Source organism: Diaphorobacter sp. LR2014-1 (genome assembly GCF_002916785.1).
Lineage (GTDB): Bacteria > Pseudomonadota > Gammaproteobacteria > Burkholderiales > Burkholderiaceae_C > Diaphorobacter > Diaphorobacter nitroreducens.
The window spans coordinates 26,087-41,762 of record NZ_MTBE01000019.1 but is presented as its reverse complement, the minus strand read 5'-3'; the positions used below and the strand labels follow the sequence as shown (position 1 = coordinate 41,762).

The following is a 15,676-nucleotide window of genomic DNA, read 5'->3' as shown; positions in this document are numbered from 1 at the left end:
TGGAGGGGTCAGCCGATCAGGCGCTTCAGGCGCGCCACCGCTTCCTGCAACTGCGCCATGGAGTTGGCCGTGGAAAAGCGCACGAAGCGTTGGGTGTCGGCCGTGCCGAAGTCGCGCCCCGGCGTGATGGCCAGGTGGGCACGGCGCATCAGCTCGTAGGCGAAGTCCCAGCTGCCGGCGACGCCCAGGCGCTCGGCGGCCTGCGTGCAGTCGGCCCAGGCGTAGAAGGCGCCATCGGGCTGCACCGGCACCGTGAGGCCCAGGGCATCGAGTGCGGGGATGAAGTAGTCTCGCCGCGCCTTGAACTCTGCGCGGCGGCGTTCGTACTCGGCGATGCTGTCCGGCTCGAAGCAGGCCAGCGCCGCATGCTGCGACACCGTGCTGGCGCAGATGAACAGGTTCTGCGCCAGACGCTCCACCACGGGCACCATGGCCTCGGGCACCACCATCCAGCCCAGGCGCCAGCCGGTCATGTTGAAGTACTTGCTGAAGCTGTTGATGCTGATGATGTCCTCGCCCAGCGCCAGCGCCGTCTGGCCGAAGGCGTCGTCATAGGACAGGCCGAGGTAGATCTCGTCGATGATCGTGAGCCCACCCTTGCCGCGCACCACATCGTGGATGCGGCGCAGTTCGTCCGGCGCAATCGAGGTGCCCGTGGGGTTGGAGGGCGATGCCAGCAGCACGCCGCGTGTCTTGGTACCCCATGCGGCCTCGACCTTGGCGGCGCTGAGCTGGAAGCGCTCCTCGGCCGTGGTGGGGATCAGCACCGCTTTGCCTTCCGCCGCGCTCACGAAGTGGCGGTTGCAGGGGTAGCTGGGGTCGGGCATCAGGACCTCGTCGCCCGCGTCGATCAGCGCCAGGCAGGCCAGCTGCAGCGCGGCCGATGCGCCGGCCGTGACCACGATGCGCCGCGCGGGTACATCCACGCCAAAGCGCTCGGCATACCAGCCGCTGATGCGCTCGCGCAGCGCCTCCAGGCCCAGGGCGTTGGTGTACTGCGTGGCCCCACTGCGCACCGCGCGGTCGGCCGCCTCCACCACCAGCGGGGGCGCGGTGAAGTCGGGCTCGCCGATGTTCAGGAAGATCATCGGCTCGCGGGTGCCGGCGACCTCGCGCGCCAGGGCCTGGGCGGCCTTGGCCACTTCCATCACGTAAAAGGGTTCGATGCGCTCGGCGCGGGTGGAAAACTTCATGGCGGTGCAGCATGCAGGCACCCGCCGGCTGAGGCCAGCGGCGGGTGCGCTGAGGGAACGAACAATGCGAAGCGGCGCAAGAGGGCGGGGCCTTCAGCCGCGGGCGGCGGCCTTGTCGGCCGCGACCTCGGTGGCGCGCAATTGCGGCGCCAGGCCGTTGAGCACGCCGTTGACGTACTTGTGGCCGTCGGTGCCGCCGAACTCCTTGGCCAGCTCGATGCACTCGTTGATGACCACGCGCCAGGGCACGTCCTGGCAATGTTGGAATTCGTACACGCCGATCCACATCACCGCATGCTCGATGGGCGAGATCTCGCTCATCTTGCGGTCCAGCTGCGGTGCGATCAGCTCGTCCATGTACTGGGCGGTGGTGATGCAGCCGTGCAGGAGCGCGTCGTAGTGCGCCGCGTCGGCCTTGTGAAAGCCCGACAGGTCGCGCGTGAACACGTCGATGGCGGTGGCGTCGTTGCCTCCCACCAGGTGCTGGTAGAGCGCCTGCAGGGCGAATTCGCGCGCGCGGCTGCGGCCCGACTTGGAGCCGGCCTTGCGCGCGCCGGTGCCGGTGGTGCCGGTGCGCGGCTGGCGCGGCGGCCGCGCGGATGGCGTGGGGTTGGCGGAATCGGTCACGACAGCTCCTCCAGCAAGTTGGCCATTTCCACGGCCACGCGGGCCGCGTCCACGCCCTTTTCGGTCTGGCGGGCGAGGGCCTGTTCCAGGTTTTCGGTGGTGATGATGGCGTTGGCGATCGGTACCTGGTAGTCCAGGGCCAGGCGGGTCACGCCCGCGCCAGATTCGTTGGCCACCAGCTCGAAGTGGTAGGTCTCGCCGCGGATGATGCAGCCCAGCGCGATCAGCGCGTCGTACTCGTCGCGCTCGGCCAGGGCCTGCAGCGCCACGGGCACTTCCAGCGCGCCGGGCACCAGCACGTGGCGGATGTGCTTTTCCTGCACGCCCAGGCGCAGCAGCTCTGCACGGCAGGCCGCGGCGAGGGTGTTGGTGATGTTCTCGTTGAAGCGGGCCTGCACGATGCCGATGTGCAGCTTCTTGCCATCGAGCTTATCCGCGGTTCCTTTGTCTGCGCCAAACATGTCTTATTCCTTGGGGATGTAGCCGGTGATTTCGAGTCCATAGCCCACCATGCTGGGCATGCGGCGCGGCTGGCCCATGAGCTGCATCTTGGCCACGCCCACTTCGCGCAGGATCTGCGCGCCCACGCCGTAGGTGCGCAGGTCCATGCGACCGCGCTCGGGCGCCTGGGCGGCGCGGGCCGTGCCTTCAAACTGCTCCAGCAGCTGCTCGGCACTCTCGCCGCAGTTCAGCAGCACGGCCACGCCCTGGCCGTGGTGGTGGATGTATTGCAGGCTGGCGTCCAGGCTCCACGAGTGCATGCCGCGGCCCACTTCCAGCAGGTCCAGTACCGACAAGGGCTCGTGCACGCGCACGGGCACGCTCTCTGCGGCGTCCCACTGGCCCTTGACCAGGGCCAGGTGCACGGCCTGGCTCGGCTCGTCGCGGAAGGCGTGCATGGTGAACTCGCCGAACGCCGTGGTGATCTGGCGCGAAGCCACCTTGTGCACCAGCGACTCGGTGCGGCTGCGGTATTCGATCAGGTCGGCGATCGTGCCGATCTTGATGCCGTGCTCGGCCGCGAACAGCTGCAGGTCCGGCAGGCGGGCCATGGTGCCGTCGTCCTTCATCACCTCGCAGATCACGGAGGAGGGGCTGCAGCCGGCCATGGCGGCCAGGTCGCAGCCGGCCTCGGTGTGGCCGGCGCGCATGAGCACGCCGCCATCCACCGCCTGCAGCGGGAAGATGTGGCCGGGCTGCACCAGGTCGGCAGCCTGGGCGTTGGCGGCCACGGCGGCCTGCACGGTGCGCGCGCGGTCGGCGGCACTGATGCCGGTGGTCACGCCCTCGGCCGCCTCGATGGAGACGGTGAAGGCGGTGCCCATCTTGGTGCCGTTGCGCGCCACCATGGGCGGCAGGCGCAGGCGCTCGCAGCGTTCGCGCGTGAGGGTCAGGCAGATCAGGCCGCGGCCGAAGCGCGCCATGAAGTTGATGGCCTCGGGCGTGACATGGTCCGCGGCGATCACGAGGTCGCCTTCGTTCTCGCGGTCTTCCTCATCGACGAGGATCACGATGCGGCCGGCGCGCAACTCGGCCACGATGTCCTGGACGGGCGAGATGGGCGCGGGCGTGAGGGGGGTGGTCATGCAGGGCTTTCGGATGGGCCATGCGGGCCGGGGCGGTGTGCGTTCCCCGGCGGGCGGGCAACGGGCGTGCCCCCAAAGAACGGCGATGCGGCCCCTGCCGCACGGAGGAGGGACGCGCGGTCCCGAAGCGGCCAATTCTAGTCGCGCCGCCGGGCCGTTGTCCGCGCGCCGCCGCGGTAAGTCTGCCGCAGGTGGGGGCAAGCGGGCCGCAGGTTGCGCTGCCTCAACCGTACCGGTGCGCGGAGCGCGGCACAGGGCTCAGATGGCGGGGGCCTCCAGCTTCACGTCGCTCACGGGATAGGCCACGCAGGGCAGCACGCAGCCCTCGGCCTTTTCTTCTGCCGTCAGGCCCGGCCAGTCGATGGCATAGCGCACCTCGCCCTCCGCCAGCACGCCGATGCAGGTGCGGCAGGTGCCGTTGCGGCAGGAGCTGGGCCAGTCGATACCGCCTTGCTCCAGCGACAGCAGCAGCGGCTGCTCGGGCCAGGCATCGCACTGGGTGCCGTCGTCGCCCACGCGGGCCGTGAAGAAGGGGGCTACGGGGGAATTCATGCGCAGTTCTAAGCAAAAAGTGGCTCCAGCGCTTGTGGGGTGAGCGCTGGTAGCTATAAAAAAAAGAGCGAAAGCGTTGGGTCAGCTGCGCTGCTGCGTCTGGATCATCTTCATGGCCGAACTGACGAGTGCGGATACCTCGGTCATGTTGCTGGGCACGATGAGCGTGGTGGTGGCGTCCGCGGCCACCTTGCCATACGCCTCCACGGCCTTTTCGGCGACCTTGAGCTGCACGGCCTGCTCGCCGCCCGGCTGGCGGATGGCGGCGGCAATGCGCTCGATGGCCTGGGCGGTGGCGTCGGCCACGGCGGTGATGGCGGCGGCCTCGCCCTGGGCGTTGTTGATGGCGGCTTGCTTTTCACCCTCGGAGCGGGCGATGAAGGCCTCACGCTCGCCGGTGGCGATGTTGATCTGTTCCTGGCGGCGGCCTTCCGAAGCGGCAATCAATGCGCGCTTTTCACGCTCGGCGGTGATCTGGGCCTGCATGGCACGCAGGATCTCTGCGGGCGGCGTCAGGTCTTTGATCTCGTAGCGCAGCACCTTCACGCCCCAGTTCAGCGCCGCCTCGTCGATGGCCTGCACCACCTGGGCGTTGATCATGTCGCGCTCTTCGAACGTCTTGTCCAGCTCCAGCTTGCCGATCACGCTGCGCAGCGTGGTCTGGGCCAGCTGCGAGATGGCGGTGATGTAGTTGGACGAACCGTAGCTGGCGCGCATGGGGTCGGTCACCTGAAAGTACAGGATGCCGTCCACCTGCAGCTGGGTGTTGTCCTTGGTGATGCAGATCTGGCTGGGCACGTCCAGCGGGATCTCCTTGAGGCTGTGCTTGTAGGCGATGCGGTCGACGAAGGGGATGATGAACTTGGGGCCGGGCGAGAGCGTGCCCGCGTACTTGCCCAGGCGCTCCTTCACCCAGGCGTGCTGCTGGGGCACGATCTTGACGGCGCGCGCGATGAAGATCACGGCGATGACGAAGAGGACGATGGCGACTTCCATGGGTTCTTGGCTTTCTGCGCCGGCAAGGGCGGCTGCGGTGAAGGGAGAGGGCGGGATGGCGTGCGCGCGCTACAGCGGATCGACCAGCAGGCGGTTGCCCACCAGCTCGGCCACGCGGTGCGGGCCGGTAGCGGGCGTGATGCCGGGGCGGTGGATGGCGGTCCAGCTCGCGCCGCGGTACTTCACGACGGCCGTGCCGTCGGGCTGCCAGGCGTCGATGAACACCGTCTCGCCCACGTCCAGGTTCACGCTGCGGTCGGCCCGCGCGGATGGCTCGCCCGGCCGGCTGCGGCGCCTGACGTAGGCCCCCAGCACGGTGCCGGCCCCGACCAGTGCGCTCACCAGGATCTGCGCCGTGTTGCCCAGGCCCGCGTGGGCCGCGAGTGCGCCGGCCGCCAGGCCCACGGCCAGCATCAGCAGGTAAAAGGTGCCGGTGAGCAGCTCGGCCACCACGGCCACCCCGGCCATGAGCCACCAGAGCGTGGATGCGTCCAGATTCATGTGTTTTCTCCTTCCCTCTCTGTCGGGTGCGCGCCGGCGGGCGGCGCGGTGTTGTTTCCAGGTCGATGGATTCTGGGCGAAATGCTGCGGTGTTCATAGGGATAGCACGCATATTCCTTACACTGCGCGCCTCTTTCGTTTTTTTGGCCCGGTCATCGGAGGCAGCGCATGAAATTTCGCTTTCCCATCGTCATCATCGACGAGGACTATCGTTCAGAGAACACCTCCGGCCTGGGGATCCGGGCGCTGGCGCAGGCCATCGAGGCGGAAGGGTTCGAGGTCCTGGGCGTGACCAGCTACGGCGACCTGTCGCAGTTCGCCCAGCAGCAAAGCCGCGCCAGCGCGTTCATCCTGTCGATCGACGACGAGGAATTCACGCTGGGCACGGGCCAGGATCCCATCGTGCACAGCCTGCGCGCCTTCATCGAAGAGGTACGCCGCAAGAACGCCGACGTGCCGATCTACGTGCACGGCGAGACCAAGACCGCGCGCCACCTGCCCAACGACATCCTGCGCGAGCTGCACGGCTTCATCCACATGTTCGAGGACACGCCCGAGTTCGTGGCCAAGCACATCATCCGCGAGGCCAAGAGCTACCTGGAGGGCGTGCAGCCGCCATTCTTCAAGGCGCTGCTGGATTACGCGGAAGACGGCTCCTACAGCTGGCACTGCCCGGGCCACTCGGGCGGCGTGGCGTTCCTCAAGAGCCCCGTGGGCCAGATGTACCACCAGTTCTATGGTGAGAACATGCTGCGCGCCGACGTGTGCAACGCCGTGGAGGAACTGGGCCAGCTGCTGGACCACAACGGCGCCATCGGCGAGAGCGAGCGCAACGCCGCGCGCATCTTCAACGCCGACCACTGCTTCTTCGTGACCAACGGCACGTCCACCTCCAACAAGATGGTGTGGCACCACACCGTGGCACCGGGCGACGTGGTGGTGGTGGACCGCAACTGCCACAAGTCCATCCTGCACAGCATCATCATGACCGGGGCGATCCCCGTGTTCCTGAAACCCACGCGCAACCACTTCGGCATCATCGGGCCCATTCCGCAAAGCGAATTCGAGCCCGCGACCATCCAGGCGAAGATCAAGGCCAACCCGCTGCTCAAGGGCGTGGACGCCAAGAAGGTCAAGCCGCGCGTGCTGACCCTCACGCAGTCGACCTACGACGGCGTGCTCTACAACACCGAGACCATCAAGGGCATGCTCGACGGCTACGTCGAGAACCTGCACTTTGACGAGGCCTGGTTGCCGCATGCGGCCTTCCACCCGTTCTACGGCAGCTACCACGCCATGGGCAAGAAGCGCGCGCGGCCCAAGCAATCGGTGGTGTACGCCACGCAGTCCATCCACAAGCTGCTGGCCGGCATCAGCCAGGCCAGCCATGTGCTGGTGCAGGACAGCCAGACCACCAAGCTGGACCGCCACCTGTTCAACGAGGCGTACCTGATGCACACCTCGACCAGCCCGCAGTACAGCATCATCGCCAGCTGCGACGTGGCTGCGGCCATGATGGAGCCGCCCGGCGGCACCGCCCTGGTGGAGGAAAGCCTGGTCGAAGCGCTGGACTTTCGCCGCGCCATGCGCAAGGTGGAGGACGAGTTCGGCAAGGACGACTGGTGGTTCAAGGTCTGGGGCCCCGACAAGCTCGCCGACGAGGGTGTGGGCCGCGCAGACGACTGGATCATCCGCGGCGACGCCAAGGGCAAGAAGAACGGCGCGAGCAAGTGGCATGGCTTCGGCGCGCTGGCCGACGGCTTCAACATGCTGGACCCGATCAAGTCCACCATCGTCACGCCCGGCCTGAACCTGGACGGTAAGTTCGACAAGACCGGCATTCCGGCCAGCATCGTCACCAAATACCTGTCCGAGCACGGCGTGGTGGTGGAGAAGACGGGCCTGTACTCGTTTTTCATCATGTTCACCATCGGCATCACCAAGGGCCGCTGGAATACGCTGCTGGCCGCGCTGCAGCAGTTCAAGGACGACTACGAGAAGAACCAGCCCATGTGGCGCATCCTTCCCGAGTTCTGCCAGCAGCACAAGCGCTACGAGCGCATGGGCCTGAAGGATCTCTGCCAGCATGTGCACCAGCTGTACGCCAAGTACGACATCGCCCGCCTGACGACCGAGATGTACCTCTCGGACCTCACGCCGGCCATGAAGCCCAGCGACGCCTATGCCCACATCGCGCAGCGCAAGACCGAGCGCGTGGAGATCGACCAGCTGGAAGGCCGCATCACCACCAGCCTGATCACGCCGTACCCGCCGGGTATTCCGCTGCTGATTCCCGGCGAGGTGTTCAACAAGAAGATCGTGGACTACCTCAAGTTCTCGCGCGAGTTCTCCAAGCTCTGCCCGGGGTTTGAGACCGACATCCACGGCCTTGTGGAGATTGAGGACGACAACGGCAACGTGCGTTATTACGCCGACTGCGTGGCGCAGGGCACGGGCGGCAGCCGCAAGCCCCGCGCCAACGACCCTGAGTCGCTGGTGCAGGTGGGCAGCGACGGCCCGTTTGGCCGCACCATCTGAAGTGCCGGCAGCGCCTCTCGCAGGAGGGGCGGGCTGAAGAGGGGCGGGCGACCGCCCCTTTTGCTTTTGTTTTGATAGCTGGCAGCGCTTGCTGGGTATGCGCTAGGACCTCATTTGCCTCTGTTTCTTGCTGGGCCGGGCTCCAGATTGGCCTGCCCGCCAGCAGCGGCTGCGTTGGCCGCGGAGGGCGCGGAGGGCGCGTCGGCGCGCACTCGCCAGAAGCGCGCAAACCGCGGCAAGCCGCTTGCGTGGGTGCCGTTGAAGCGGTAGGTCACCACGGTGCCCACCGGCGGTGGATTGCGCCGCACCGCATCCGGCAGGCCGCTGCCCAAGCGCAGGCGCCGGCCGTCGGGCAGCGCCACCAGCAGCGCGCCGGTCTGGCCCGCGTATTTGCCGCGTCCGGGCTCTTGCCCTACCACCACGGCCTCCGCATCCTCGAAGGTCTTGAGCTTGAGCAGATCATCGCTGCGCCCGCCACGGTAGGGCGCGTCGTCCCGGCGCAGCATCAGTCCCTCGGCGCCGGCCTTCTCCAGCCGGTGCAACTGCCCCATCAGTTCCGTGTGGCTGGACACCCTCCATTGCGCTGCAGGCTGGACCCACGGCTGGCCCAGATGGGCCACGGTGCGGCGCAGCAGGGGCAGGCGCTCGCCGAAACCGCCCGGCGCGCGCGGCAGGTCGAACACCATGTACCGCAGCGCGCGCCACCGGGCATCGTCGGGCGTGGCCTGCGCCACGGCCGCCTGCGCGGCGGCAAACTGGCCGCGGCCGGCCCACAGTTCGCCATCCATCGGTACCGGCGGCCAGCCGGCGGTGAACCACGCTGGCGCCCGGATGGGCAGGCCCTGCCGGCTGATCAGTTGCTGACCGGTCCAGAGGGCGCGCACACCGTCGTATTTTTCGCTCACCCAATAGTCCGCGACCACCACGCCCGGGTGGTAATGCTGCGCCAGCGTGGGCGAGGGCGCCGCCGGGTCCGCGGAGGAGGGCGACTCCAGGGCAGCAGCCGGCTGCGCGTTTGCTGCTCCTACACAAGCAGCTATGGCCAGCACCCAGGCCCGGCGCCGGAGGGCCAACAGTGCGAAGTGCGTTGCAGGGAGCATGGCAGGGTCCGGGTTTAGGGACTCTGGATTGTCGGTGCTGGAAGCAATATGCAAAAAAGATAGCGGCCAGCGCTTGCTGGATGGTCGCTAGAGGTCGAAGGGGTCTTTACGTCGGCTTTGCGGTGCGGCGGGTGGATGGCAGAGAAGCCGCAACGCATGGTTCAAAGCTCCCGAGAGCGGCGGACTTCCCATGCATTCCGCCAAAGCAAAAGCCCCTGACTCTTGCGAATCAGGGGCTTTCATTTGGTGCCGGAGACATGAATCGAACACGCGACCTTCTCATTACGAATGAGCTGCTCTACCGACTGAGCTACTCCGGCGAAGACTCACATTATATACCGGAGTGGTAACTTGTTACGCGATCGACCTCATTCTTTGAGCCCAGGATCACGCTCACGCGTTCGTGCAACTGGGCGGGCTGGATGTCCAGGATGCGTTGGCGGCCGTTGGTGGCGGCGCCGCCGGCCTGCTCGACCAGCCAGCCCATGGGGTTGGCCTCATACATCAGGCGCAGCTTGCCGGGCTTGTTTGGCTCGCGCTTGTCCCAGGGGTACATGAAGATGCCGCCGCGCATCAGGATGCGGTGCACGTCGGCGACCATGCTGGCGATCCAGCGCATGTTGAAGTCCTTGCCGCGCGGGCCTTCCTTGCCCTGCAGGCATTCGTCGATGTAGCGGCGCACGGGTGCATCCCAGTGGCGCATATTGCTCATGTTGATCGCGAATTCCTTGGTGTCCTCAGGAATGCGGATGTTCTCGCGCGTGAGCACGAAGGAGCCCTGTTCGCGGTCCAGCGTGAACATGGCCACGCCGTCGCCCACGGTCAGCACCAACGTGGTCTGCGGACCATAGATGCAGTAGCCCGCGGCGACCTGCTGGTGGCCGGGCTGCAAGAAGTCGGCTTCGGTGACGGGTTCGTCAGTGGTGGGATCGTCATGGTGCTTGTGCAGCACCGAGAAAATGGTGCCAATGCTCACGTTGACGTCGATGTTGGACGAACCGTCCAGGGGGTCGAACATCAGCAGGTACTCGCCCTGGGGAAAGCGGTTGGGCACCACATAGATCCCATCCATTTCCTCAGACGCCATCGCAGCCAGATGCCCGCCCCATTCGTTGGCTTCGATCAACACCTCGTTGGCAATGATGTCCAGCTTCTTTTGAACCTCACCCTGAACGTTCTCGGTTCCGGCGGAGCCCATCACGTCGCCAAGATCGCCCTTGTTCACGGCGAAGCTGATGCGCTTGCAGGCGCGCGCAACCACCTCCACCAGCAGGCGCAGCTGCGGGGGGATGCGGCCATGGACGCGCTGCTGCTCGACAAGGTAGCGGGTGAGGCTGATACGTTCGGTCATGGAGGCCTTTCTTAATCGGCAAGGGCGCGGGTGACGACTTCGCGCACGTCGTTGGAGAGGTCGGTCTTGGCGGCCACGCGGGAGATGGCTTCGTGGGCGGCCGTGCGGTAAGGCTCGGCGAGCTTCTTCCAGCGGTCCAGCGCGCGCGCCAGGCGGGCGGCCACCTGGGGGTTGAGACTGTCCAGCTCCAGCACGCGGTCGGCCCAGAAGACGTAGCCGGCGGCGTCGGTGCGGTGAAAGCCCCCGGGGTTGCCGTTGCAGTAACTGAAGATCACGCTGCGCGCGCGGTTGGGGTTCTTGATGTGGAAGTCCGGGTGCTTCATGAGCTGGCGCACGGCCGGCAGCACCTGGCCGCCGCGGTCGGGCGCGCCCGCCTGCAGCGCGAACCACTTGTCCAGCACCAAGGCGTCGTCCTTGAACAGCGCATGAAAGCGCGCCAGCGCGGGCGCCGCCAACTCGTGGCCGCTGCCGACCAGCGCCGCCAGCGCGTTGAAGCGGTCGGTCATATTGCCCGCGTCCTTGAAGCGCTGGTAGGTCTTGCCGGGCCACACGATGTCGCCGCTGGAACGCGCGGCCAGGCACAGCATGCCCAGGGCCAGGCCGGCCAGGGCGCGGCGGCCCGCCGACACGGCATCCGGGCGGTAGCCGCCCGTGGCGTGGTGCTCCTCCCAGGCCCAGACCCAGTCGTCACGCAGCGCCAGGGCCAGCTGCTCGCGCAGCGCCTCGCGCACGGCATGCACGCGCTGCGGGTCCACCGTGTCCAGCTGCTCGGCGATGTAGCCCTCGGACGGCAGGGTCAGTACCAGTTCCTTGAAGGCCGCGTCCAGCGTGGGGTGGCGCAGTACGTCGCGCATGGCCTGCACCAGCGGCTGGGGCAGGAGGTTCTGGCCGATCTGGCCGTTTACGCCCGCCAGTAAAGCGCCATCAGCTATCGCATTGATAGCGATGCGCAGCATCAGGCGCTGGCCGGCTTCCCAGCGGTTGAAGGCATCGCTGTCGTGCGCCAGCAGGGTGAGCAGCTCGGCGTCGCTGTATTCGCAGTCCAGGACCACCGGTGCGCTGAAGGAGCGCAGCAGCGAGGGCACGGGCGGCACGTCCACCCCTGTGAAGGTGAGCGTCATCTCGCCCTCGGTCAGCACCACGGTGCGCTCCGGAGCGCCCGCCGCGGCTTCGCCGTCCAGCTGCAGTGCCAGCGCGCGGCCGTCGGTGCCCACCAGGCCCAGCGTCACGGGGATCACAAAGGGCAGCTTGTCGGGCTGGCCCGGCGTGGCGGGGCAGCTTTGGGACAGCGTGAGCGTGTAGCGGCGTGCGTCGGCGTCGTACTGGCCAACGGCCTTCACGCGCGGCGTGCCTGCCTGGGAGTACCAGCGCTTGAATTGCTCCAGGTGCTGGGCCAGCGGGCTGCCGGGGTTGGCGTCGGCCATGGCCTGGGCGAAGTCGTCGCAGGTCACGGCCTGGCCGTCGTGGCGCTCGAAGTACAGCTTCAGCCCCTTGGCAAAGCCGTCGCGCCCGACCAGGTTGTGCTGCATGCGCACCACCTCGGCGCCCTTCTCATAGATTGTGACGGTGTAGAAGTTGTTGATCTCGACATAGCTGTCGGGCCGCACGGGGTGGGCCATGGGGCCCGCATCCTCGGGGAACTGCACGGTGCGCAGCACGCGCACGTCCTCGATGCGCTTGACGGCGCGCGCGGACGGGCTGCCCGCCATGTCCATGCTGAATTCCTGGTCGCGAAAGACGGTGAGGCCTTCCTTGAGCGACAGCTGGAACCAGTCGCGGCAGGTGACGCGGTTGCCTGTCCAGTTGTGGAAGTACTCGTGGCCCACCACGGACTCGATGTTGGCGAAGTCCACGTCCGTCGCCGTGGCCTGGCTGGCCAGAACGTACTTCGTGTTGAAGATGTTCAGGCCCTTGTTTTCCATGGCGCCCATGTTGAAGTCGCTGGTGGCGACGATCATGAAGCGGTCCAGGTCCAGGCTCAGGCCGAAGCGCGCCTCGTCCCACGCGATGCTGGCCATGAGGGAGTTCATGGCGTGCTCGGTCTTCTCCAGGTCGCCCGGGCGCACGTACACCTGCAGCAGATGCTCGCGCCCCGCGCGGCTCTTGATCTTCTGCTCGCGCGCGACCAGCTTGCCGGCCACCAGGGCGAACAGGTAGCTGGGCTTCTTGTGCGGGTCCACCCACTTGGCGAAGTGGCGGCCGTCTTCCAGCTCGCCGCTTTCCACCAGGTTGCCGTTGGACAGCAGCACGGGGTAGTCGGCCTTGCTGGCGCGCAGCAGCACGCTGTAGCTGGCCATGACGTCGGGGCGGTCCAGGAAGTAGGTGATGCGCCGAAAGCCCTCAGCCTCGCACTGCGTGAAGAAGGTGCCCTGGCTCACGTACAGGCCCGACAGCTGGGTGTTCTTGGCGGGCGCGCAGGTGGTGAAAATCTCCAGCTCGAAGGGCTCGGTGCCCTCGGGCAGGTTTTCCAGCACCAGCTGGCCGCCGTCCAGCTTGAACGAGGTGCCGGCGCCGTTGACCATCACGCGCGCCAGGTTCAGCTCGTCGCCATCCAGGCGCAACGGCTGCGCGGGTACGTCGGCATTGCGGCGCACGCGCAGGCGGCTCAGCACGCGGGTCTTGGCCGGGTCCAGGTCAAAGGTGAGATCCACCGTGTCGATCCAGTACGCGGGGGCCGCGTAGTCGGCACGGTGGATGGCGATGGCTTGTCCTTCTCTCATCATGGCGATGGGCTTTCCAATCTGTGCGGGCGCGTTTGCACGCCCTGTTTAGACACCCTGCTTGAGCGAGGCTTCGATGAACACGTCCAGGTCGCCGTCCAGCACCTTCTGCGTGGCGGAGACTTCGACGTTGGTGCGCAGGTCCTTGATGCGGCTGTTGTCCAGCACGTAGCTGCGGATCTGGTGGCCCCAGCCCACGTCGGTCTTGGTGTCTTCCAGCTTCTGCTGCTCTTCCATGCGCTTGCGCATTTCGAAGTCATACAGGCGCGAGCGCAGGCGCTGCCAGGCCACGTCGCGGTTGCTGTGCTGGCTGCGGCCATCCTGGCACTGCACCACGATCCCCGTGGGAATGTGTGTCAGACGGACGGCCGAATCGGTCTTGTTGATGTGCTGGCCGCCCGCGCCCGAGGCACGGTAGGTGTCGGTGCGCACGTCGGACGGATTGATGTTGATCTCGATGGAGTCATCGATCTCGGGGTAGACGAACAGCGAGGCGAACGATGTGTGGCGCCCGCCCGACGAGTCGAACGGCGACTTGCGCACCAGGCGGTGCACGCCGGTCTCGGTGCGCAGCAGGCCGTAGGCGTACTCGCCCTCGATCTTGATCGTGGCGCTCTTGATGCCGGCCACGTCGCCCGGGGTTTCTTCTTCCACCGTGGCCTTGAAGCCCTTGCGCTCGGCGTACTTCAGGTACTGGCGCAGCAGCATGCTGGCCCAGTCGCAGGCCTCGGTGCCGCCGGCGCCGGCCTGGATGTCCACGAAGCAGTTCAGCGGGTCGGCCTCATTGCTGAACATGCGGCGGAATTCCAGCTCCTCGATGAGCGGGCGCAGCTTCTCGGCCTCGGCCTCGATGGTCGTCAGGCCCGCCTCGTCGCCTTCTTCCTTGCTCATTTCGTAGAGCTCGACGTTGTCGGCCAGCTCGGTGGTGAGCTTTTGCAGCGTCAGCACCACGGCGTCGAGCGACTTCTTTTCCTTGCCGAGCTCCTGGGCCTTCTTAGGGTCGTTCCAGACAGCCGGGTCTTCTAGCGATGCGTTGACCGTGCGCAGGCGTTCGAACTTGGCATCGTAGTCAAAGATACCTCCGTAGCTCTTGGGTCCGCTCGGTCAGGTCTTCGAGGGTGGTGCCGATGAGGTTGATGCGTTCTGCTTCCATGGTGCGGGTGTCCTGGTGGTGTCTTGTGAATAACGCGCGATTTTCTCATGGCGGGCTGATGCCCCCGCTAACGCACGCTGCAGCGCCGGGAACAGGCCAAGGTTATATGTGGTTGCTATGTTTACTATAGCACCCTGCGCTTGATGGGTGGGCGCTAGAGGCTGTTTTGGCCTGATGCCCGCGGGGCTTACAGGAACTGCTCGCGCAGTTCCGCCGCGCTCTTGGCCGACAGCAGGGCGGGCGCCACGTCCAGCACGGTCTTGCAACCGAACTGACCCGCCGCGTGCATGCGGTGCACCGCGCGTGCATAGGCCACCAGCACGCTGGCGGTGAACTCGGGGTTGCTGTCCAGCTGCAGTCGGTATTCGATGACCTGCTTGCTGGGCGCCGAGGTGTTGCCGCTGCGGATCACGAACCCGCCGTGCGGCATGGCGCCATGGTCGCGCGCCAGTTCCTCGGCGCTGATGAACTGCACCGTGGTGTCGTACTGGTCAAAGTAGTGCGGCATGCCGACGATGGCCTGGCGCACCGCGTCAGCGTCGGCACCGTCCTGCAGCACCACGAAGCACTCGCGCCGGTGCTTCTCGCGCGTGGACAGCTCGGGACGCACGCCGCTGCGCACCTTGTCCACTGCCTCGGGCACGGGGATGGTGTACTGCACGCCACCCGCCACGCCGGGCACGCGGCGCACCGCGTCGGAGTGGCCCTGGCTCAGGCCCTTGCCCCAAAAAGTGTAGGTGGCCCCGTCGGGCAGCAGGGCCTCGCCCACCACGCGGTTGATGGAGAACAGGCCCGGGTCCCAGCCGGCCGAGATCAGTGCGGTGGTCTGGCCGGCCTGGGCCGCGGCGTCCACGGCGGCGAAATGCCCGGGGATGCGCGCATGGGTGTCGAAGCTGTCCACCAGATTGAAATGCGCGGCCAGCTCGGGGCTTTGCCGGGGCAGGTCGTCCTTGGAACCACCGCACAGCACCAGCACGTCGATAGCGCCCTTGTGGCGCAACAGGCTGTCCATGCCGTGCACCGGAACGCTTGCGCCCAGCGGCTGGAGCTGCGCGGGGTCGCGGCGCGTGAAGATGCCGGCAATCGCCATGTCGGGGTTCTTGGCGATTGCGGCCTCGACGCCGCGCCCCAGATTGCCGTAGCCGACGATGCCGATGCGGGTGGCGGGAGGGTGGGCGTCGCGGTTCTGGTCCATGCGGTGGGGCTACCTTTCGAGGGTTGACAACAAAGCGGCAAAGCGCGGTTGCCCGATTGTCGGCCACGGGCGGCAGCGCCTGCCACGACACCGCGCTGCGCGGCGGGGATATCTGCAGTGGGGCCGCCGCGTGGGCAGCGGCCGCGCCCGTTGCACGACGCTCA

General features: G+C 67.0%; 13 protein-coding genes and 1 tRNA gene. 1 reads left to right on the top strand and 13 read right to left on the bottom strand.

Translation table 11 applies throughout. The annotated features are described in order from the left end of the window. Nucleotides 1–8: 8 nt before the first annotated feature. The 7 genes from BV908_RS13620 to BV908_RS13590 all read right to left on the bottom strand — a co-directional run bounded on the left by BV908_RS13620 (nt 9) and on the right by BV908_RS13590 (nt 5,455). Nucleotides 9–1,193, bottom strand: a complete 1,185-nt coding sequence (locus BV908_RS13620) for a pyridoxal phosphate-dependent aminotransferase (RefSeq protein ID WP_103738435.1) — start codon at nt 1,191–1,193, stop codon at nt 9–11. Nucleotides 1,194–1,286: 93 nt separating this feature from the next. Further along, the gene (nusB, locus tag BV908_RS13615) at nt 1,287–1,820 is read right to left on the bottom strand and encodes a transcription antitermination factor NusB (RefSeq protein ID WP_015913682.1); all 534 of its coding nucleotides are present in this window, start codon (nt 1,818–1,820) and stop codon (nt 1,287–1,289) included. Continuing rightward, a complete protein-coding gene (gene ribH, locus BV908_RS13610) occupies nt 1,817–2,281 on the bottom strand; it encodes a 6,7-dimethyl-8-ribityllumazine synthase (protein WP_047350450.1) in 465 nt (154 codons plus the stop codon). The genes nusB and ribH overlap by 4 nt, the downstream gene beginning before the upstream one ends. Nucleotides 2,282–2,284: 3 nt before the next feature. Further along, nucleotides 2,285–3,406, bottom strand: coding sequence for a bifunctional 3,4-dihydroxy-2-butanone-4-phosphate synthase/GTP cyclohydrolase II (ribBA, locus tag BV908_RS13605; protein ID WP_015913680.1), 1,122 nt, complete (start codon nt 3,404–3,406; stop codon nt 2,285–2,287). 258 nt (nt 3,407–3,664) lie between these two features. Then, entirely contained in the window at nt 3,665–3,958 is a 294-nt protein-coding gene (locus tag BV908_RS13600) for a 2Fe-2S iron-sulfur cluster binding domain-containing protein (RefSeq protein WP_011805921.1), read from the bottom strand. A gap of 81 nt (nt 3,959–4,039) precedes the next feature. Next, entirely contained in the window at nt 4,040–4,954 is a 915-nt protein-coding gene (locus BV908_RS13595; RefSeq protein ID WP_103738434.1) for a stomatin-like protein, read from the bottom strand. A gap of 69 nt (nt 4,955–5,023) precedes the next feature. Next, nucleotides 5,024–5,455, bottom strand: coding sequence for an NfeD family protein (locus BV908_RS13590; RefSeq protein ID WP_103738433.1), 432 nt, complete (start codon nt 5,453–5,455; stop codon nt 5,024–5,026). A gap of 168 nt (nt 5,456–5,623) precedes the next feature. On the opposite strand from BV908_RS13590, the gene BV908_RS13585 reads away from it, so the two are divergent. Beyond that, nucleotides 5,624–7,993: an arginine/lysine/ornithine decarboxylase gene (locus tag BV908_RS13585; protein ID WP_103738432.1), complete on the top strand. Its 2,370-nt coding sequence runs from the start codon at nt 5,624–5,626 to the stop codon at nt 7,991–7,993. 110 nt (nt 7,994–8,103) lie between these two features. Here the strand turns inward: BV908_RS13585 and BV908_RS13580 are convergent, their stop codons facing one another. From BV908_RS13580 to BV908_RS13555, 6 genes are all read right to left on the bottom strand, one after another. After that, entirely contained in the window at nt 8,104–9,093 is a 990-nt protein-coding gene (locus tag BV908_RS13580; protein WP_103738431.1) for a DNA ligase, read from the bottom strand. Between the two features lie 244 nt (nt 9,094–9,337). Further along, nucleotides 9,338–9,413 (bottom strand) — tRNA-Thr (locus BV908_RS13575). Nucleotides 9,414–9,424: 11 nt separating this feature from the next. Continuing rightward, complete coding sequence (locus tag BV908_RS13570; RefSeq protein ID WP_103738430.1) at nt 9,425–10,444, bottom strand: class 1 fructose-bisphosphatase; 1,020 nt, start codon at nt 10,442–10,444, stop codon at nt 9,425–9,427. 11 nt (nt 10,445–10,455) lie between these two features. Continuing rightward, nucleotides 10,456–13,164 (bottom strand): aminopeptidase N, encoded by a 2,709-nt coding sequence (pepN, locus tag BV908_RS13565; RefSeq protein ID WP_103738452.1) that lies wholly within the window; start codon nt 13,162–13,164, stop codon nt 10,456–10,458. A 48-nt stretch (nt 13,165–13,212) separates the two neighbouring features. Next, nucleotides 13,213–14,317 (bottom strand): peptide chain release factor 2 gene (gene prfB, locus BV908_RS13560; protein ID WP_103738429.1). Its coding sequence is split into 2 segments (ribosomal slippage): nt 13,213–14,235 and nt 14,237–14,317, totalling 1,104 coding nucleotides; the frame shifts between segments, so codons are not numbered across the junction. A gap of 187 nt (nt 14,318–14,504) precedes the next feature. Next, nucleotides 14,505–15,512 (bottom strand): diaminopimelate dehydrogenase, encoded by a 1,008-nt coding sequence (locus BV908_RS13555; RefSeq protein WP_011805913.1) that lies wholly within the window; start codon nt 15,510–15,512, stop codon nt 14,505–14,507. Nucleotides 15,513–15,676 lie beyond the last annotated feature (164 nt).